Source organism: Streptomyces sp. CB02056 (genome assembly GCF_001905545.1).
Classification (GTDB): domain Bacteria; phylum Actinomycetota; class Actinomycetes; order Streptomycetales; family Streptomycetaceae; genus Kitasatospora.
This window is the reverse complement of record NZ_LIPD01000011.1, coordinates 174,131-195,409: the sequence shown is the minus strand read 5'-3', so window position 1 is coordinate 195,409 and position 21,279 is coordinate 174,131. Positions and strand designations below refer to the sequence as shown.

At 73.1% G+C, this 21,279-nt stretch carries 1 protein-coding gene (running past one end of the window); it reads right to left on the bottom strand.

Annotated elements, in window-relative coordinates:
- Positions 1-21,279: the 5' portion of an EndoU domain-containing protein gene (locus AMK13_RS29015; protein ID WP_074004749.1), read on the bottom strand. 6,300 nt of this gene lie to the left of the window's left edge; the window shows 21,279 of its 27,579 coding nt (coding positions 1-21,279); the start codon lies at positions 21,277-21,279; its stop codon lies beyond the left edge, outside the window.

The following is a 21,279-nucleotide window of genomic DNA, read 5'->3' as shown; positions in this document are numbered from 1 at the left end:
GCCGACCACCTTGAACGTCCCGTTGCGCTCCTGCGACCCCGGCACCCGCTCCGGGCGGGGGCGCGTCGACCCCCGCGGCGGCACCAGGTGGCCGTCCCGCCCGCCCGGACCGCCGTACAGGGCGCGCCGCAGCACCTCCTCGCGGAACCGGGCCCGGGTCGGCGCGTCGCCGACCGGCGTCGGGCCGCGGTCCTCGCCGAAGGCCTCGTCCACCACCCCGCCGAGCTGCCGCAGGTTGCGGGCGGCCGGCGGCGCGAAGGGGGCGAGGATCTCCAGCGGGCCCTCGTGGAGGTGGTTCATGTCCAGCCAGGGGCGGCCGAACCGGTCGGTCTGCCGGCCGCCCATGATCCCGCTGTCGTCCGGATGGATCGGCCGGGGCGTGGAACCCGCCTCCCGGTACTCGTCGTCCAGGCCGAGCAGGTGGCCGATCTCGTGGGCGATCGTCCGCGCCCCGGTGTTCAGGCCCCAGGTCCGGTGGTTGGCCCGGTCCTGGCGCTCCCGGACGGCGACCGTGTGGTGCGCCGTGGACCGGTCGGGGACGAACTCGACCTCGACCCGCAGCAGATCGCCGCTGGGCAGCCGCTGCCCGGTGTTGTAGACCTTCTCGACCCCCTCCCGGCCCGCCTCCCGGAGGGCCTCCACGGCCGCGGCCGTCGGCCCGTCCGCGAGGTCCAGCCTCGCTTCGAGGTCCAGGTACAGCCGGACGGTCAGCACCGTCTCGGTGTCCCCGTCCGGCAGCCGGACCCGGCGGGCGTCGAAGGACTCCAGCTCCCGGGCGGTGATGGCCCGGATGAAGGCGTCCTGGGGCGGCCTGACCTCCTGCGCGGGGACCAGCACCGCCTCGGTGCCGGCCACCGGGGCGGTCAGCTGCGGCCGCAGCTTCTGGTGCGGCTCGCCCCAGACGTCGGTGATGACGCCGTCCTCGACCCGGACGTTCAGCCGCACCCCGGCGAACCGGCCGCGGCGGACCTCGGGGGCCGGGCGGCCCGCGGCCGCCTCGCCGACGACCTCGGCCGTCCCCGTCCGCAGCACGTGGTGGGCGGCGTACCGGGCCTCGGCGGTGCCCCACTCCGGGGGCAGCCCCCGGCCGGGGCGGTCCCAGGCCGGAGCCGTGAACGACGGGCGCAGCCCGGCCGTCCAGTCCCCGCCGACGTGGACCTCCCGCACCGGCGGGGACTTGCGCAGCTGCGTCCCCGTCACGAACTCCAGGTCGACCGTTCCGGCCGCCTCCCTGAACTGCCGCGGCAGCACCTGCGCCAGGCTCGGCACCGCGCCCGGCGCGACCGGGAGCGTGGTGACGCCGTCGCCCGCCTCCTCGGTGAACTCCACGCCCACGTTCAGCAGCCGGTCGAAGGCCCCGACCTGCTGCCCGGCCGTGAAGTCGGCCATGAGCGTCCGCACCTGCTGCCGCACCGCGTCCAGCTCGGCGGGCGTCATGCCCGCGGACGGCTCCAGGTGCAGCCGGACGGTGAACTCGAAGCCGTCCTGCCCGCTGTCGAACCGCACCCGCTGGAGCAGCACGCCCGGGTACCCGAACAGGTCGACCCGGTCGCCCCGGCCGACCACCGCCTCCTCCTGCCACGCCGCGTACGGCGCGGGGGAGTTGGGGAGCGGGTGGTGGTACAGGATGTATCCCTGCTGGTCCAGGACCGCCTCGACCCACAGGCTCCCGGACCAGCCGACCGCCCGGTCCAGGCCGTCCGGCCCCGGCGCGACGCTCGGATTGTTCCGCATCGCCGCCTGGACGTGCCGCAGGACCGTGTCGGCGCTCCAGTCCTCCGGGTAGTACGTCCACTCCGGCGCCGCCACCGGCCGCTGCCAGGCACCCGGGAACCGCGTGATCGGCGCCCCCGGGACCGCTGTCGGCTTCAGCTGCCAACCGCCGTGGTCCCGCACCACCCCGTTGGGGTCGGTCTGCGGGCCCGGGCCGGGGCGCGGCGTACGGTCGGGGCGGAGCGGCTCGGCCGCCGTCCCCTGGGCGGTCGTGAACGGCTGCCAGCCGGGGAAGTTCGCCGGGTCCGTCGCCGCGGGCGGCTGCGGCACGGCCTGCTGCTGGGGCGTGCCGCGGGTCGGCGCGGTGGTGCCGGCCGTCGTGCCGTCGGTGCCGTCGGTGCCGCCGGTCGGCGCGTGGAACTGCCGGCCGGGTGCCTGACCGGCCTGGCCGTCGGCCGTCTCCTCCTGTCCGGTCGCCTCCTCCTCTTCGGCCACCTGCTGCTGCCCCGCCGGTGCCGCGGTGGGCACCGTCGCGGCGGGCGGCGGCACGTCCTCGGGCCGCAGCATGCGCACCCGTTCCACGCCCGGCCTGGGCTTGGCCTCCTCCACCCTGACCAGCAGGCTGTCGGACCACGGCGGGAGGACGACCGGAGTGCCGACCGGCTTCGTCGCCCCGTCGTACTTCTGGACGGTGCGCCACTGCACCCGCTCCCGCAGCTCGGGATGCCGGGCCAGGAAGCCGATCACCGTGTCCCAGAGCAGGTCGGGCCGCGGGTGCCGGGCGACCCGCGCGGCCACCTCACTCAGCGCCAGCTTCCCGCTCTGGTAGGAGAGTTCGCGGATCAGCGTGTTGATGATGCGACGGGCCGCCAGCAGCGTGGCCTCGCGGTCGGGCACCTCGGGCAACTGGACGGCCGCCGCCGGCCGCTCCCGCGGCACCCAGGTGTTCCCGGTGCCGATCTCGAAGATCTCCGAGGGGACCAGCGGGAGCGCTTCAGGGCCATCGAGCCCCAGGCCGTGCGCCAGGTCCGCCCAGATGTTGACACCGGTCCCGCTCAGGTACAGGACCGCGTTCTTCTCCCCGTCGTCCGTGTGGCGCTGCGCCTCGGCGGGGACCTTCCCCACCCACTCCTCCGCCTCCTCGAACTCCTCGGCGGTGATGTGCGCCCGGTCGCGGGACTGGAAGTACATCCCGCGGACGGTGTTCTCGTGCGAGCTGCGCAGGTAGTTACGGCGCAGCACCTCCAGGTGCTGCTCCACACCCGGGTGCCTGGCCGGGGCGATCAGCACCGCGTTCGCCATGCCCGCGTTGCCGACCTTCGCGACGGCGAAGCTCCGCCGGGCGTTGACGATCCGCTCGACCACCGGGGCGGGGTCGGCCTGGAGCCGGTTGTCGCCGTCGGTGTAGACCCCGCCGAACCGGCGGAGGACCTCCAGTCGCAGGATGTCGCTGGCCGAGGCGTACCCCTGCCCCAGGCCCTTGGCGGTCTCCATCTTGTAGGCCGCTTCGAGGCTCATCGGCGCCTCGGCCGAGAAGACCTCGTCGACGTTGACCAGCACCACATTCCCGTGCGGTCGGGTCCCCGCCCACGCCACCATGGCACGTACCGTGGCGAGTTCGGGCGTGTCCCGGTCCGTCCCCGCGGCCGCCCTGGCCTCGGCGACCCGCGCACGGGTGACGTCCGTCCAGATCACATGGGTGAATCCCTGGCCGAGACCGTCGGCCGAGTCCTGCACATTGGTCATGAACGGGCCGGTGTGCTCGTTGTCCATCGACAACGGGCCGCCCAGCCAGATCGAGTGCACCAGGCGGGGAATCCGCACCCGCTTCCGCCCGAACGCCGGACCGGTACTCCGCGACATCGTCTGGAACCGTCCGGACTCGACGACCGAACCCTGCTCCAGGCCCAGGGCCTCCGGGGCGAGCCCCTCGGCCGTCGGCGCCGTTCCGCTCGCCAGGTCCAGCGCCCGGAAGAACGCCACCCGGGACTCGGACTTCAACTTCCGGTAGTCGTACCCCTGGAGGAACTCCGGGGCGGCCGGGACGACCCGGTCACCGAACACGTCCGGACCCAGCAGACCCACCGGCGCCACCGACGCCTGCGGAACCCCGGGCATCAGGCCGATCAGCTCGTCGATCAAATCCTGGGCCGAGAAACGGAGTTCCGGCTGCACGACGACCTGAACCGGCACCGCCGGCTGGGCAGACCCCGATCCCTCTCCCTGGTTCCCGGGGTACTGGGGCTGACGCGACCGCGCGATCGCCTCCTCCAGATCGAGCTGTTCCAGGTCGTCCAGGTCCTCCTCGGCGGCCTCGTCGACCCTGCCCTTGCCCTTGTCCGTACGGGAGTTCGCGGCCGGGAGCTCGTCCTCCTCCTCGCCCTCGACGCCCGTCATCGCGACGTCCGTCGAACTCTGCGACGGCACCAGGGGAACGCTGGCACGCGGCGCCGGGCCCGCCTCAGAGGCGCCCATCGACTCGTCCGAGGCCTGGGCGGACTCAACGCCGTTCGGGGTGAAGCGGATCCAGGCACCCGGCGTACCGTCGGCCGCCGGGTACATCAGGAAGCCCGCATCAGCGTCCAGGTCGGTCGACAGCGCCGCGATCTTCCCCGTCGGCGCCCACACCACCCGACCGGTAGCGTTCGCCACCTCCTGCGCCAGCGACAACCCGCCGTCCGAAGCGGGCAGCGCCGCGTCGCACGCGGCCAGCACGATCTCGTCGCCCGCCGCCAACTGCTGAATGCTGGGCCTGCGCCGCAACGTCCGGGCCAGACCCGTCGCCGTGACCTTCACCGTGCCGACCGGGCCGGACAGCGGCAGCACCGCGAAGTCCCGGTTCCCGTGCAGCAGCGCGAGGTAGCGCCGTCCGCCGGTGCCCCACGGCACCTTCCGGTACCCGATGACCTCCTGCCCCTGCCCGTCGACCTCCAGCAGCCACCGCCGGCCCAGGTCGAAGTTCCTCAACACCTCGTGCCGCTGCGCGAGTTCGTCATCGGTGTGGAAGGCCCGACCCTGCGGAAGACCCGTCCCCGGCGCCACGACGGTCAGGCTCTGCACATCGCCCAGCCGCACACTGCCGCCACCGACCAGCGGCAGCTCCAGATCCGCGTCCCACAACTCACCCGGTTCCACGGTGCCCGGCACCACCGGACTGTGGACCACCGGCGCCACGGACTGGTCCACCGGACGGGAACGCCCGAAGAGGTTCTTCCAGCGTGACGGGGCCGAAGCCTTGACCTTGGTCCACAAGTCATTCAGGCCCCCCTGCACCTCGTGCAGGGCCCCGAGCGCGGCGGCCAGTTGCTCCTGCTCCTCCGGTAGCAGGCGCTCCAGCCCGTTCGGCGGCTCGGCCACCTGCGCGGTCGCGGCCTTGTCCTGCTCACCCCCGTACGCCCGGTGCAAGCGCTGCCGCAGACTGAGAGCCAGGAGGTAGGCGTCCACCAGCCGCCGGCCGAGGTCCGGCGGCAGCACCTTCCCGTCGGTCAGCTCCTCCAGCCGCTCGCCGGTGCTGAGCCGCCACGGCGTGTCCGGCTTCGCCACCGCCCGGTAGGCGGCATAGAGGTGCCGCGTGGCAACCGTCAGCTGCCGCATGAAGTCGGCCTTGACGTTGACGCTGTCGACCTGCGCCAGCGTCTCCGGACGCGGGAGACGGTCGAACGCCTCGCGCAGGGCGATCCACTCCACCTCGGGGTCGATGCGCCGGCCCCGCTCCTCCGTGAACGTCCGGAACAGCCCCCGCTGGCCCTCCGACGACGTGACGGCCGCGAGGGCGCCGGACAGCGGCGCCAGCTCGATCAACCGGGTGTCGTGCATGACACCGTGCTTCAGGCCCGGCTCCTCCCCCGGAGCGGCGAGCGAGCCCGCCAGCACCGCCCTGGGGTCGAAGACCCTGAGGTTGGGGTTGAACCACATGATGTCGGCCTGGAACGGCGCCGGCACCGACCCGTTCACCGGCAGGAACTGGCGGGCCAGGTCCAGCCAGCCAGCCGTCAGGTTGGTCAGCGACCGCAGCCAGACCTCGTCCTCGTCGGAGCCGAGCAGGCCGAAGTCCAGGTCGGCGGCCGGCGTCAGGTCCGTACGACCGTAGCCCGCCACCGCCACCACCGCGTACGGCGCGGTCGGAGCCCCCCGCATCGACTCACGGGCCCACCCGACCGCGTCCGCCATGATGCCGTCGGCGAACCCGGTCAACCGCCTGGCCAGGTCACGCGGGGACTCCCCCGCGGCCGCCACCGGCACCTCGTCCCGGATCTGCTGCGCCGCGGCCAGGACCGTCACCAGCAGCGCCACCATCGGCTGCGCCCCGTGCCCCAGGCGATCCCGCAGCGCCTGCGCCAGCAGCCGGAGCACCTGCACGCGCTGCGTCTGACCAAGGTCCGCGAACGCCTGCCGGAAGGACCCCATCTGCAGGGCCACACCGACACCCTGCCGGTCCTCCGCGTCCGCACCGCTCTCGTCCAACGCCGCCAGCAGCTCGTCCAGCCGCGCGCCGATCTCGGCCCGCTCCCCCTCATCCGCACCCGCCGCGACCAACTGCTCGCGGGCCCGGTCCAGCTCGGACTGCTCCTGAACAACGGTCTCCACCGCCGTGGCGACGCCGTCGACGGACTGAGTCGGTACCTGGAGCAACCCCGCCACGGCCCCCGTCGCGGCGGGCGGCGGCACCTCCCCGGGCGCCACCATGCGCACCCGCTCGACATCCGACCCGGCGGTGAACCCCGCCACCGGCTCGGACGCGGGCACCAGGAGACCGGCGGACCACGGCGGGAGCGCCACCGGCTGGTCGGCCGGCCCGGTTCCCGCGCCGACCTTCCGGACGGTGCGCCACCGCACCAGGTCCCGCAGCTCGGGGTGCCGGGCCAGGAACCCGATCACCGTGTCCCACAGCAGCTCGGGTCGCGGGTGCCGGGCGACCCGCGCCGCCACCTCGCTCAGCGCCAGCTTGCCGTTCTGGTACACCAGTTCACGGATCAGCGTGTTGATGATGCGACGGGCCGCCAGCAGCGTCGCCGCGCGGTCGGGCACCTCGGGCAGCTGGGCGCCCGGCACCGCCGACGGCCTCGGCGGCACCCAGGTGTTCCCGACCCCGATCTCGAACACGCCCCGCTCGACCACGGGAAGCGCACCGGGGCCGCTGAGCCCCAGGCCGTACGCCAGGTCCGCCCAGATGTTGACACCGGTCCCGCTCAGGTGGAGGACCGCGTTCTTCTCGTTCTCCTCCGTGTGGTTCTGGACCCAGACCGGGGGCCCCGCCACCACGTCCGCCTGCTGGAAGTTGGCCTCGGTGTTGTCCTCCTGCCCCCGGGGCCGGAAGTACTCCCCGCGGAAGGTGTTCTGGTGCGAGCTGCGCTGGTAGTTGCTTCGCAGCACCCTGAGGTGCTCCTGCACGGCCGTGTTCCCGGCCGGGGCGATCAGCACCGCGTTCGCCAGACCGCCCCTGGCGGTCGTGCCGGCCCTGGCGCCCGGCGCATCCGCCAGGCTGGCCGTGGCGACGGCGAAGTGCCGCTTGGAGTCGGCGATCCTCCTGACCTCGGGAACGGGGTTCTTCAACAGCCGGTTGTCGCCGTCGGTGTAGACCCCGCCGAACCGGTCCAGGACCTCCAGCCGCAGGATGTCGCTCGCCGAGGCGTACCCCTGCCCCAACCCCTTGGCGGTCTCCATCTTGTAGGCCGCTTCGAGGCTCATCGGCGCCTCGGCCGAGAAGACCTCGTCGACGTTGACCAGCACCACGTTCCGGTGCGTCCGGCTCCTCGCCCACGCCACCATCGCCCGTACGGTGGCGAGTTCGGGCGTGTCATCGCCCGTCCCAGCGGCCGCCGCGGCCTCGGCGACCCGCGCACGGGTGACGTCCGTCCAGATCACATGGGTGAACTCCCGGCCGAGACCGTCGGCCGATTCCTGCACGTTCGCCATGAAGGGGCCGGTGTGCGCGTTGTCCGCCGACAACGGGCCGCCCAGCCAGATCGAGTGCACCAGCTGCGGAATGCGCACCCGCTTCGGCAGGTGCATCGACCCCGACCTGCGCCGCACCGTCTGGAGCGCCCCGGACTCGATGACGGACTCCGGGTCCTGGCCCAGGGCCTTCGGGGCGAGCCCCTCGGCCGTCGGCGTCGCCGCCTCGCTCGCCAGGTCCAGCGCCCGGAAGAACGCCGTCCGGGACTCCGACTTCAACTGGTCGTAGCCGTAACCCTGGAGGAACTCCGGGGCGGGCGGGACCACCCGGTCGCCGAACAGGTCCGGCCCCAGCATGGCCTCCAGCGGATCCGCAGGCGCCGCCGGCGCCTGCGGGCCGCCGGGCATCAGGCTGACCAGCTCGTCGATCAACTCATGGGCCGTGAAGGGCGGTTCCGGTGCCTGCGCCTGCGCCTGGGTCGACCCTTCTCCCTGATTCTCGGGGAGCTGGGGCTGCTCCTCCACGACGTCCGTCGTCGCGACGCCCGTCGAGCTCTGGGACGGCACCTGGGGAGCCGTGCCACGCGACACCGGGCCCGCCTCGGAAGCGCCCACCGACTCGTCCGATACCTGGGCGGTCTCAACGCCGTTCGGGGTGAAGCGGATCCAAACACCCGGCGTGCCATCGGCCGCCGGGTACATCAGGAACCCGGCGTCCGCGTCCAGGTCGGTCGACAGCGCCGCGATCTTCCCCGTCGGCGCCCACACCACCCGGCCGGTAGCGTTCGCCACCTCCTGCGCCAACGACGGCCCACCGTCCGAGGCCGGCAGCGCCGCGTCACACGCGGCCAGCACGATCTCGTCACCCGCCGCCAGTTGCTGGACACTCGGCCGGCGCCGCAGCGTCCGGGCCAGCCCCGTCGCGGTGACCTTCACCGTGCCGACCGGACCGGACAGCGGCAGCACCGCGAAGTCCCGGTTCCCGTGCACCAACGCGAGGTAGCGCCGCCCACCCGTTCCCCATGGCACCTTCCGGTACCCGGTGACCTCCTGGCCCTGCCCGTCGACCTCCAGCAGCCACCGCCGCCCCAGGTCGAAACTCCGCAACACCTCACGCCGCTGCGTGAGTTCGTCCTCCGTGTGGAACGCCCGCCCCTGCGGCAGGCCCGTCCCCGGCGCCACGATGGTCAGGCTCTGGACGTCACCGAGGCGCACACTGCCGCCACCGACCAGCGGCAGCTCCAGATCCGCGTCCCACAACTCGGCCGGCTCGACCGTGTCCGGCACCAGGCCGACGGACTGGTCCGCCACCGGACGGCGCCCGAACAGGTTCTTCCAGCGCGACGGAGCCTGGACCGGGGGCCTGACCGTGACCCACAGGGCGTCGAGGCTCCCCTCCAGCTCACGCAGGGCCCCGAGCGCGACGGCCAACTGCTCCTGCTCCTGCGGCAGCAGGCGCTCCAGCCCGTTCAGCGGCCCGGCCGCCGTCACCGTCGCGACCTTGTCCTGCTCACCCCCGTACGCCCGGTGCAGCCGCTGCCGCAGACTCAGGGCCAACCTGTAGGCGTCGACCAGCCTCTGGCCGAGCGCCGCCGGCAGCACCCGCGCCGTGATCAGCTCCTCCAGCCGCTCGCCGGTGCTGAGCCGCCACTCCGTCTCCGGCTTCGCCACCGCCCGGTAGGCGGCATAGAGGTGCCGCGTGGCGACCGTCAACTGCCGCATGAAGTCGGCCTTGACGTCGACGGTGTTCGCCTGCGCCAGCGTCTCCGGACGCCGGAGACGGTCGAACGCCTCCCGCAGGGCGATCCACTCCACCTCGGGGTCGAGGCGCAGGCCCCGCTCCTCCGTGAACGTCCGGAAGAGCTCTCGCTGGCCCTCCCGCGACGTGACGGCGGCGAGGGCACCGGGCAGCGGCGCCAGCTCGATCAGCCGCGTGTCGTGCATGACACCGTGTGTGGGCCCCGGCTCACCTCCCGGACCGGCGAGCGCGAACTCCAGCACGGCCTCCGGGTCGAAGACCACCAGGTTGGGGTTGAACCACAGGATGTCGGCCTGGAACGGCGCCGACACCGTCCCGTTCACCGGCAGGAACTGGCGGGCCAGGTCCAGCCAGCCCGCCGCCAGCTTGGTCAGCGACTCCAGCCACACCGCGTCCTGCTGGGAACCGAGCAGACCGAAGTCCAGGTCGGCGGCCGGCGTCAGGTCGGTACGGCCGTAACCGGCCACCGCCACCACCGCGTACGGCGCGGTGGCCTCACCCCGCATCGACTCACGGGCCCAGGCGACCGCGTCCGCCATGATGCCGTCGGCGAACCCGGTCAACCGCCTGGCGAGATCACGCGGGGACTCCCCCGCGGCCGCCACCGGCACCTCGTCCCGGATCTGCTGAGCCGCGAGGAGCACCGTCACCAGCAGCGCCACCATCGGCTGCGCCCCGGGCCGCAGACCGTCCAGCAGGGCCTGGGCCAGCAGCTGGAGCACGCCCAGACGCTGCGTCTGCCCCAGGTCGGCGAAGGCCTGCTGGAAGGGCCCCATCTGCAAGGCCGTGCCGACGCCCTGCCGGTCCTCCGCGCTCGCGCCGCTCCCGTCCAAGGCCGCGACCAGCCGGTCCAGGCCCGCACCGATCGCGGCCCGCTCCCCCGCATCCGCACCCACGGCGACCAGCAGTTCACGGGCCCGGTCCAGCTCGGACTGCTCCTGAACAGCGGTCTCCACCACCGTGGCGACGCCGTCGACGGACTGGGTGGGAACCTGGAGCAGCCCCGCCGCGGGTACCGTCGAGGCGGGCGGCGCCACAGTCTCGGGCGCCACCATGCGCACCCGCTCGACGCCCGCCCTGGGCTTGGCCTCCTCCACCCTGACCAGCAGGCTGTCGGACCACGGCGGGAGGACGACCGGACTGCCGGTCGGCTTCGTCGCCCCGTCAAGCTTCTGGACGGTGCGCCACTGCACCCGTTCCCGCAGCTCGGGGTGGTGCGCCAGGAAGCCGATCACCGTGTCCCAGAGCAGATCGGGCCGCGGGTGCCGGGCGACCCGCGCGGCCACCTCGCTCAGCGCCAACTTACCGCTCTGGTAGGAGAGTTCGCGGATCAGCGTGTTGATGATGCGACGGGCCGCCAGCAGCGTCGCCTCGCGGTCGGGCACCTCGGGCAGCTGGACGGCCGCCGCCGGCTGCTCCCGCGGCACCCAGGTGTTCCCGGTGCCGATCTCGAAGATCTCCGAGGTGACCAGCGGGAGTGCGTCGGGGCCCTTGAGCCCCAGGCCGTGCGCCAGGTCCGCCCAGATGTTGACACCGGTCCCGCTCAGGTACAGGACCGCGTTCTTCTCCCCGTCGTCCGTGTGGCGCGTCGGCTCGCCAGGGTCCGTCTTCACCCACGTCTTCGCCTCCCGGAAGTCGGCACCGGAAATGTGCGACGGCTTCCGGGACTGGAAGTACACCCCGCGGACGGTGTTCTCGTTCGAGCGGCGCAGGTAGTTACGGCGCAGTACCTCCAGGTGCTGCCGCACGGCCCGGTGTCCGGCCGGGGCGATCAGCACCGCGTTCGCCAGGCCGCCCTTGGAGGTCCTGGTGGTCTTTGTGAACCCGGTGGTCGTACCGATCGTGCTGGTCGTGGCGCTCGGCACCGTGGTCGCGGCACTGGCCCTGGCGACGGCGAAGCCCTGCTCGGACTCGACGATCCGCCGGACCTCCCGGTCCAGGTCCTTCAACAGCCGGTTGTCGCCGTCGGTGTAGACCCCGCCGAACCGGTTCAGGACCTCCAGTCGCAGGATGTCGCTCGCCGAGGCGTACCCCTGCCCGAGACCCTTGGCGGTCTCCATCTTGTAGGCCGCCTCCAGGCCCATCGGAGCCTCGGCCGAGAACACCTCGTCGACGTTGACCAGCACCACGTTCCGGTTCGGCCGGCTCCTCGCCCACTCCACCATGGCCCACACGGTGGCGAGTTCAGCCGGGACGTCGTCCGTCCCCGCGGCCGCCGCGGCCTTGGCCTCGGCGACCCGCGCACGGGTGACGTCCGTCCAGATCACATGGGTGAACCCCTCGCCGAGACCGTCCGCCGAGTGCTGCACATTGGTCATGAAGGGACCGGTGTGCTCGTTGTCCATCGACAGCGGGCCGCCCAGCCAGATCGAGTGCACCAGCCGCGGAATGCGCACCGGCTTCGGCAGGTGAATCGGGCCCGACCTGCGCGGCATCGTCTGGGACTGGTCGGACTCGACGACCGACCCCGAGTGCAGGCCCAGGGTATCCGGGGTGAGCTCCTGGGCGGTCGGCGCGGTCTCGCGCGCCAGGTCCAGCGCCCGGAGGAACCCCACCCGGGACCGCGACTTCAACTTCCGGTAGTCGTAACCCCGGAGGAACTCCGGCGCGGCCGGGACGATCCGGTCGCCGAACACGTCCGGACCCAGCAGACCCACCGGCGCCACCGACGCCTGCGGAGCCCCGGGCATCAGGTCGATCAGCTCGTCGATCAACTCCTGTGCCGTGAAGGGCGCCTCCGGTTGCATGACGGTCGACACCTGGGCCTGGACAGACCCCGACCCCTCGCCCTGGTTCCCGGGGTGCTGGGGCTGCTGCGACCATGCGAACCCCTCCGCCGGATCCAGCTCTTCCAGGTCGTCCAGTTCCTCCAGGTCGTCCGCGTCCTCCTCGGACTCGGACTGTTCCTCCTCGGTGTCCTCGACGCCCGTCATCACGACGCCCGTCGAACTCTGCGACGGTGCCAGGGGAACGCTGGCACGCGAAACCGGGCCCGCCTCGGAAGCGCCCACCGACTCGTCCGAGACCTGGACGGTCTCAACGCCGTTCGGGGTGAAGCGGATCCAGACACCCGGCGTGCCGTCGGCCGCCGGGTACATCAGGAACCCGGCATCAGCGTCCAGGTCGGTCGACAGCGCCGCGATCTTCCCCGTCGGCGCCCACACCACCCGGCCCGTGGCGTCCGCCACCTCCTGGGCCAGCGACGGCCCGCCATCCGAAGCGGGCAGCGCCGCGTCACACGCGGCCAGCACGATCTCGTCACCCGCCGCCAACTGCTGGACACTCGGCCTGCGCCGCAGCGTCCGGGCCAGCCCGGTAGCGGTCACCTTCACCGTGCCGACCGGGCCGGACAGCGGCAGCACCGCGAAGTCCCGGTTGCCGTGCAGCAGCGCGAGGTAACGCCGACCGCCCGTCCCCCACGGCACCTTCCGGTACCCGGTGACCACACGTCCCTGCCCGTCGACCTCCAGCAGCCACCGCCGCCCCAGGTCGAAGTTCCTCAACACCTCACGCCGCTGCGCGAGTTCGTCCTCCGTGTGGAACGCCCGCCCCTGCGGAAGACCCGTCTCCGGCGCCACGATGGTCAGGCTCTGGACATCACCCAGCCGCACACTGCCGCCACCGACCAGCGGCAGCTCCAGATCCGCGTCCCACAACTCACCCGGCTCGACCGTGTCCGGCACCAGGTCGACGGACTGGTCCGCCACCGGACGGCGCCCGAACAGGGTCTTCCAGCGCGACGGCGCCGAGGACTGAACCTTGGACCACAGGGCGCCGAGGCTCCCCTGCACCTCGTGCAGCACCCCGATCGCGGCCGCCAACTGCTCCTGCTCCTCCGGCAGCAGACGCTCCAGCCCGTTCGGCGGCTCGGCCACCTGGGCCGTCGCGACCTCGTCCCGCTCACCCCCGTACGCCTGGTGCAACCGCTGCCGCAGGCTCAGGCCCAGCACATAGGCGTCCACCAGCCGTCGGCCGAGCGGCCCCGGCAGCACCTTCCCCGCGATCAGCTCCTCCAGCCGCTCGCCGGTGCTGAGCCGCCACGGTGTGTCCGGCTTCGCCACGGCCCGGTACGCGGCATACAGGTGCCGTGTGGCGACGGTCAGTTGGCGCATCAAGCCGGTCTTGACGTTGACGCTGTTCACCTGCGCCAGAGTCTCCGGACGCGGGAGGCCGGCGAGCGACTCCCGCAGGGCGGCCCACTCCACCTCGGCGTCGCCGCGCCCGCTCCGCTCCTGGGCGAACCTCCGGAAGAGCTCCCGCTGGCCCTCGTGCGACGTGACGGCGGCGAGGGCGCCGGTGAGCGGCGCCAGCTCGATCAGCCGGGTGTCGTGCATGACACCGTGCTTGGGCGTCAGCTCGTCCGCCGAAGCGGCGAGCGCGTGCTCCAGCACGGCCTCCGGGTCGAAGACCGCCAGATTGGGGTTGAACCACATGATGTCGGCCTGGAACGGCGCCGCCGCCGACCCGTTCACCGGCAGGAACTGGCGGGCCAGGTCCAGCCAGCCGGCCGCCAGGTTGGTCAGCGACCGCAGCCAGGCCGCGTCCGCCTGAGCGCCGAGCAGACCGAAGTCCAGGTCGGCGGCCGGCGTCAGGTCGGTGCGGCCGTAGCCCGCCACCGCCACCACCGCGTACGGCGCGGTCGGAACACCCCTCATCGACTCACGGGCCCAGGCGACCGCGCCCGCGAGGATCCCGTCGGCGAACGTGGTCAACCGCCTGGCGAGGTCGCACGGGGACTCCCCCGCGGCCGCCACCGGCACCTCGTCCCGGATCTGCTGCGCCGCGAGGAGCACCGTCACCAGCAGCGCCAGCATCGGCTGCGCGCCGGGCTCCAGCCCGTCCCGCAGCGCCTGCGCCAGCAGCCGGAGCACCTCCAGACGCTGCGCCTGCCCCAGGTCGGCGAACGCCTGCTGGAAGGAACCCATCTGCAAGGCCGTGCCGACACCCTGCCGGGCCTCCGCACCCGCACCGATCTCATCCAGCGCCGCGACCAGGTCGTCCAGGCGCGCGACGATCGCGGCCTGCTCCTCCGCCCCCGCGCCCACGGCGACCAGCTGTTCGCGGGCCCGGTCCAGGTCGGTCACCGCCGGGACCACGCCGTCGACGGCCTGGGTGGGGACCTGGAGCACCCCCGTCGCGGCGGGCGGCGGCACCTCCTCGGGCGCCAGCATGCGCACCCGCTCGACACCCCGCCCGGTCTTGATCCCCTCGACCTCCCCGGGCTCGGGCACCAGGAGGCCGGCGGACCACGGCGGGAGCGGAACCGGGGCGCCGATCGGCCTCGTCCCCGCGTCGTACTTCTGGACGGTGCGCCACTGCACCCGCGTCCGCAGCTCGGGGTGGCCGGCCAGGAAGCCGATCACCGTGTCCCACAGCAACGCGGGCTGCGGGTGCCGGGCGACCCGCGCGGCCACCTCGCTCAGAGCCAACTTGCCGTTCTGGTAGGAGAGTTCGCGGATCAGCGTGTTGATGATGTTCCGGGCCGCCAGCAGTGTCGCCGCGCGGTCGGGCGCCTCGGGCTGCTGGTCGCCCTCCGCCGGCTCCGCCTCCGCGGCCGGCTGCTCGCGCGGCACCCAGGTGTTCCCGACCCCGATCTCGAACACACCCGGCTCGACCACCGGGAGCCTGCCGGGGCCCTTGAGCCCCAGGCCGTGCGCCAGGTCCGCCCAGATGTTGATGCCGGTCCCGCTCAGGTAGAGGACCGCGTTCTTGTCCCGCTCCTCCGTGTGGCCCTGCACCCAGACGGGGTCCTCCCCCGCCATCTTGTCCGCCTCGCGGAAGTCGGTCTTGGACACGGACATCCGGTCCAGGTACTGGAAGTAGCCTCCGCGGACGGTGTTCTCGTGCGAGCTGCGCAGGTAGTTGCGGCGCAGCACCTCCAGGTGCTGCCGCACGGCGCGGTGCCCGGCCGGGGCGATCAGCACCGCGTTCGCCATGCCGGAGTTGCCGACCTTGGCGACGGCGAAGCCCTGGTCGGATTCGACGATCCGCCGGACCGCCGGGGTGGGGTCGGTCCGGAGGCGGTTGTCGCCGTCGGTGTAGATCCCGCCGAACCGGCCGAGGACCTCCAGTCGCAGGATGTCGCTCGCCGAGGCGTACCCCTGCCCGAGGCGCTTCGCCGTCTCCATCTTGTAGGCCGCTTCGAGGCCCATCGGCGCCTCGGCCGAGAAGACCTCGTCGACGTTGACCAGCACCACGTTCCCGCGCGGCCGGGTCCCCGCCCACGTCACCATCGCCCGTACGGTGGCGAGTTCGGGCGTGTCGTCGCCCGTCCCCTCGGCCGCCCTGGCCTCGGCGACCCGGGCGCGGGTGACATCCGTCCAGATCACATGGGTGAACTCCTGGCCCGGACCGTCCGCCGAGTCCTGCACATTGGTCATGAACGGGCCGGTGTGCTCGTTGTCCGCCGACAGCGGGCCGCCCAGCCAGATCGAGTGCACCAGCCGCGGAATGCGCACCCACTTCCGCAGAAACCCCGAACCGGTACTCCGCGACATCGTCCGGATCCCACTGGACTCGACGACCGACTCCGGGTGCTGGCCCAGCGTCTCCGGGGCGAGCCCCTCGGCCGTCGGCGCGGTCGCGCGCGCCAGGTCCAGCGCCCGGAAGAACGCCACCCGGGACTCCGACTTCAACTGCCGGTAGTCGTAGCCCTGGAGGAACTCCGGAGCGGGCGGAACGACCCGGTCACCGAACACGTCCGGACCCAGCAGACCCGCCGGCGCCTGGGGAACCCCGGGCATCAGGCCGACCAGCTCGTCGATCAACTCCTGCGCCGTGAAAGGCGCCTCCGGCTGCGCGACGACGGGCACCTCCGGCTGAGTCGACGCCGACCCCTCCGCCGGGGAGACCTCGTCGAGGGCCTGCGTGGGGACCTGGAGGAGCTTCGCCTTGGCCTCGGGCGTCAGCGCCGACCCGGTCCGGCTCCCGGACGCGGCCGACGCCGAGGTGATCGGACCCCCGCCCCCGCTCGGCTGCTGCCGGAGCCGCGTCGACAGCTCGATCGCCGCCGCCAGCTCGCGGGCCTCCCGGGCCTCCATCTGCGCCCAGGTCTCGTCCGGGTTCGGAGCCCGCAGAACCGTGATCTCCTCCTCGGGCTCCTTCACGACGGTCTCGACGGCCTCGACGGGCTTGCCGGGCTTGACGGCCTCGACAGTCTCAACCGGCTCGACGGCCAGGCCCTTGCCCTTGCCCCCGACCGGTCCGGTCTTCGAGACCGGGGACGCCTCGGCCTCGAAGGCGACCCTCCCGCCGGGCCGCTCCGGAAGGTTCCGGGGGAACGTCGGCATGAGGCCCTGCCGAGCCAACGAGCCCACGTTGATGCCGAGTTCGCGCGCCAGCTCGTGCCAGGCCTCGGCCTCGGCGGCCACCTGGTGGGGAGCCAGGTAGCGGTCCATCGCCTCGAAGTCCGCCGGCCCCGTGTACTCGCGCATGGGCTTGCGCAGCGCGGCATCGGCCCGCTGGGTGATCCGGGCCCTGGCCTCGGCGAAGGAGATCTCCCCGATCGTCCCGGAGTTCCCACCCGACTTGTCCCGCAGGTCCTGCAACAGCTCCCGCCACCGGGCGTCCTCGGCGGCCGCCGCCTCCGCTCGCCGGCGGTCGGCCCGGGCCTCGGCCTCCGCGACCTGCGCCTTCGTCCGCTCGGACGCCTCCCGCTCGGCAGCGGCCCGCTCCCGCCGCTCCGCGGCCACCTCCGCCCGCCGCTCCGCCTGCTTCTCCGCCGCCTGGCGCGCCTCCTCGGCACGCTGCTCCGTCAGCTTCCGGGTCTCCGGATCCTGCCGCTTGTGCTCCAGCCAGCGGTCCATGACCTCCGCGTGCTTCTGCGCCGCGAGCCGGGCCTCCTCGCCCCGCGCCCCCGGCGAAGGCTTCTCCGGCACCCGGGACCGGGCAGCCGATCCGGCGCCGGGCTTCTCCACCGCCGCCGCATCGGCCTCGGCCTTGGGCGTCACCCAAGCCTTCCCCGCGGCCTCCCGCTTCGCCGCGGCCTCCCGCTTGTCCGTCAACTCCGACGGCGACTTGACCCGCTCCGACGAACCCGAACCCCCCACCGCCGCACCGGACTTCTCGGACGCCCCAGCAGGCTCCTCACCCTTGGGCGTCACCCAATCCTTCCCCGCAGCCTCCCGCTTCGCCGCGGCCTCCCGCATCTCCGAAGACGCCGCCGACTCCGACGGCGACTTGACCCGCTCCGACGAAGCCGAACCCCCCACCGCCGCACCGGACTTCTCGGACGCCCCAGCAGGCTCCTCACCCTTGGGCGTCACCCAAGCCTTCCCCGCAGCCTCCCGCTTCGCCGCGGCCTCCCGCTTGTCCGTCAACTCCGCCGACGACTTGACCCGCTCCGACGAACCCGAACCCTCCACCCCCGCACCGGACTTCACCTTCGCCCCAGCAGGCGCCTCACCCTTGGGCTCCGTCGCCCAGGCATTCCCCGCGGCCTCCCGCCTCGCCGCGGCCTCCCGCTTGTCCGTCAACTCCGACGGCGACTTGACCCGCTCCGACGAACCCGAACCCTCAACCCCCGCACCGGACTTCACCTTCGCCCCCGCGTTGCCGGCCTCGGCCCCCGCACCCGCCTTCGCCGCTGCCGCCGCATCGGCCTCGGCCTTGGCCTTGGCGATCCGGGCGTTCGCCGCGGTCTCCTGCTTCGCCGCCAGCTCCGACTGCGGACCCCGGCTGTTCGTCGATGTCTCCGCGTTCGGGAACTCCTGCTGGGATCCGCTCCGCGGGCCGGTTCGGTTCGACGCTCCGGCGTCCTCGGAGACCCGCGCCCCCCCGCCGAGACGATCGCCCCGGCCGGAGAAGGGCTCCGTCTTGCTCACGGGCTTCTCGGTGGACGATCCGACCTTGGTCGAGCCGCCCGCCCCCGATTCGGTCGGCTTGGCCTCGGTGACGGTCTTCACATTGGAGCCGCCGGATCGCATCCCCGACTCCGAGGTGCTGCTCCTCGGCCCCGCCCCGTCCTGGGGGCCATCGGCGAGGGTCCTCACCTTCTCGGGACCGAACGGCCGCACGGTGGGCTTCTTCGGCGCCGAGCCCTCGGACTTCGTCGTCGTCCCCTCCTGCCGGCCGTTCTGCCGCGTCTGGTCCGGGGTGGGCCGGTCCCCCTTGCCCGGGGCCTCGCCCGCGGAGGGCTTCTGCTTCGACCCGTCGGTGCCGCCCTCGTGCTCCCTCGGCGAGGGGGTGTCCGCGTCCCCCGACTTCTTGAGGTCGTCCATGGTCGTCGACCTGCGGTCGCCCGAGTCCCGGGACACCCACTTCTCACCGGGCTTGCCGTCCAACGTGGACCCGGTGCCCCGGTCGACCAGCGGCTTCTCCTTCGGCGACCCGCCCTTCACCGGACCATCCGCCGGCAGGTCGTTCACGGTCATCGACCTGCGGTCGCCCGAGTCCCGGGACACCCACTTCTCACCGGGCTTCCCGTCCAACGTGGACCCGGTGCCCCGGTCGACCAGCGGCTTCTCCTTCGGCGACCCGCCCTTCACCGGACCATCCGCCGGCAGGTCGTCCATAGTCATCGACCTGCGATCAGCCGAATCCCGAGACACCCACTTCTCACCGGGCTTCCCGTCCAACGTGGACCCGGTGCCCCGGTCGACCAGCGGCTTCTCCTTCGGCGACCCGCCCTTCACCGGACCATCCGCCGGCAGGTCGTCCATGGTCATCGACCTGCGATCAGCCGAATCCCGGGACACCCACTTCTCACCGGGCTTCCCGTCCAACGTGGACCCGGTGCCCCGGTCGACCAGCGGCTTCTCCCCCGACGATCCGCCCTTCGCCGAGCCGCCCGCCCCGTGTTCGCTCGGGAGGTCGTTGAGGGTCCTCACGTTGGAACTGCCGGGTCGCATCCCCGGTTCCGGGGCGCCGCTCTTCGGCCCCGACCCCTCCGGGGGGAGGTCGGCGATGGTCATCACCTTCCTGGCACCGAACGGCCGCGTCGAGGGCTTCTTCGACGCCACACCCTCCGACTTCCCGGTCGTCCCCTCCTGCTGGCCGTTCTGCCGGGTCTGCTCCGAGGTCGGCCGGTCCCCCTTGCCCGGGGCCGTGCTCTCGGAGGTGGTCTGCTTCGTCCCGTTGGTGCTGCCCTCGTGCTCCCGCGCCGAGGAGGCGGTCGACTGCCGGTTGCTGTTCTCGGGTGCCTGGGGCTCCAGTTCCCTCGTCAGGGGCTTCTGCCCCCCGGTCGACTGGTTGGTCCGCTCGTTGCCCTTGGGCGCGGAACCGGAGGAGCCGCCGGACTTTCCGTTGTCCCGCATCGGCTCCAGCGGGGTGTCGCGGGGGGTGGTGCCGCCTCCGGTGGCGGTCCGCTGGTTGTTCGTGGGCGCCTCCGCGCCCTCCTTGAGGGGCTGCTTCACGCCCTCGGGCCGGTTGTTGTTGCCGCCGGGGAGGCCGTCGTGGTTTCCGGGGGTCTTCGCGGAGAGCGAGTTGCGGTCCGTGGCCACAACGGCGTTGTCGCCCTCGACGCGGGCGGAGGCCGAGGACGGCCGGCCGTTGGCGCCGACGTCGCTGCCGGGCCGCGTTCCGCCGGGCTGCCGGTCGAAGGAGGCCTTGTAGGTCTGGTTGTCGACGGGCGTCTCGGACTGCGAGTGGCCGGGGGTCTGCTCGTTCGGGCCGGGCCGGGTGACGTTGCCGGTGCCGTTGCCGTTGACGGTGCCGCGCGAACCGCCGTTCCCGCCCGTCTCGTTGACGGAGCGCGAGGTGGCGTCGGGCAGCGAGCCGTCCTTGCCGCCCAGCGGCCCGTGCGTCTCCTGGCCGCCGATCTGGCCGCCGGTGCTCTTCGGCGGGGCGACGTTGCCGATCCCGCCCGCCCCGGGCTCGTGCACTCCGGTCCCGGGCTTCACCTGACCGCCGGGGGTCGGCTGGTGGGTTCCCGACGGGTTGAGCTGGCCGGGCTCCCGGGTCACCGGCTCGGGGCCCCGGCCGGGCGTCGTGGTCCTGGGCGGGCCGGGCGGGGTGCTGCCGGGGGCCTCGTGGGGGATCCCGGTCTTGGGGGGCTCCACCCCGCCGGGGGCGACGGGCGAGCGTCCCGGCGGCACACTGCCCGGTTCGGCGCCCAGCGGCTTGCCGCCGCCCGGGAACAGCTCCGGCGGCGGGACCTTGCCGATGCCGCCCGGGGTGACTCCGCCGATGTGCCCCGGCCCTTCCGGAAGCGGCACGGAGCCGCGCCCCGGCAGCGGGACGTGCTCGGTGACCGGGGGCTTCACACCCGGCGGGTCGACCTTCGGCGGGGTCACGCCCTTGCCCCCGACCCCCTTGGGGCCGCCGCCGATCCCGACCTCCTTGGGGCCGCGCAGACCGGCCAGGCCCCCGAGGCCGCCGAAGACGGCCCCGAAGCCCATGCTCATGCCCTCGGCGGCCCAGTCGATCTCGAACGGGACGTCGTAGATCTTGTCGGCGATCAGCTGGGCCAGCAGGTCGGTGCCCAGCTGGAGCAGGCCGCCGGCCACGGCGCCGCCGATGAAGGCGCCGATGTTGAGGATGGTCTGCAGGCTCTCACCGATCGTCCTCAGGATGTTGGTGATGAGGGTGATGAGGCCTTCGAGGAGCGGCGCGATCAGCCTGGCCAGCAGGCCCAGGCCGAAGGGGAGGACGAACCCGAGGATGGTGGCGATGATGCTGGCCAGCCCGGCCGCGTTGGCGGCCTTCTGCTCGGCGGCCATGATCTTCTCCAGCGCCCGGCCGTAGTCGTTGATGGCGTCGCCGATCTTCCAGCAGGTGGTGACCGCCGGGTCGAGCACGCTGTTGCCGACGAGGTTCCAGGCGTCGTGCGCGGCCACCATGCCGTCACCGGTCCACTGGAACTTGTCCATGGCCATGCTGGTGCCGTACCGGGCCGCGTACACCGTGTTGCCCAGCTCGATCCACTGGTTGCCCAGGGCGTAGATGTCGCTGATGCTGAAGCCGTTGTCGGCCAT